Annotated in this window: 1 protein-coding gene; it reads left to right on the top strand. The window is 67.4% G+C overall.

Features of this window, described 5'->3' with window-relative positions; all coding sequences use genetic code 11:
• Positions 1-53: 53 nt before the first annotated feature.
• Positions 54-776, top strand: coding sequence for an AAA family ATPase (locus FNQ90_RS25315; protein WP_182608447.1), 723 nt, complete (start codon positions 54-56; stop codon positions 774-776).
• The last annotated feature ends 61 nt before the right edge of the window (positions 777-837 follow it).

Raw genomic sequence — 837 nt, 5'->3', positions numbered from 1 at the left:
CCCCCTCCCCGACCCCCTGTTCCGGCTCGTCCGTCCCACCAGGAGGAATTCGCGTGAAGCTCGCCATCGCCGGCACCTACTCGGTCGGCAAGACACTCACCACCATGGCCCTGGCGCATCTGACCGGTCTGCCCCGCTCCGCTGCCAAAACCATGCGGGAGCTGCTCCCGATCTCCATACCGGGCAAGACCTTGGAGGAATGCACCCCGGCCGAGTTGATCATGTTGATCATGCGGCGCAACCAGGAGCGTGCCGTGAACGAGTCCCACCTGTCGCACGGCTTCGTGTCCGACGGCTCCTCCCTCCACGAATGGGCCTACGGCACCGTACGGGTCCTGGTCGGCATCAACCCCAACGAATCGGTGGACCTGGAGAACGTGAAGCTCGCGGAGGACATCCGCTTCTACGCCGCGGTCCTGGAACAGATGGCAGTTCCCGCGAAGCAGCACGCCAAGGCTTCCTACGACGCGTTCGTCCATCTGCCCATCGAGTTCCCCCTGGTGCCCGACGGCCACCGGCCGGTCAACGAGCGCTTCCGGTACCTCGCCGATCGCCTGATGCTCGACACCCTGGATGAGCTGGGCATTCCCTACCACTCGGTCGGGGGATCGGTACCCGAGCGGCTGGAGAAGATCATCGACATCCACGGGCTCACTCCCCGTGTGAGCGTCGAGGAGGCCATCGCCCGGGCGGAGCGGGAGTACGCCCTCATCGACACCTCGAGTGAGCTGGACCGCGCCGCCGTCGGGATGTCCGTGTCCTCCGGCGGCCGCTGACCGGGGTGCGGTGGGGCCGAAAGGAGGCGCCGTTCCCACCGCACCCCGCCCCGCACCCCAC

It is taken from the genome of Streptomyces alkaliphilus, assembly GCF_014141535.1.
Lineage (GTDB): Bacteria > Actinomycetota > Actinomycetes > Streptomycetales > Streptomycetaceae > Streptomyces > Streptomyces alkaliphilus.
The sequence above is the reverse complement of the archived record's forward strand: the minus strand, read 5'-3'. Positions and strand labels throughout refer to the sequence as shown.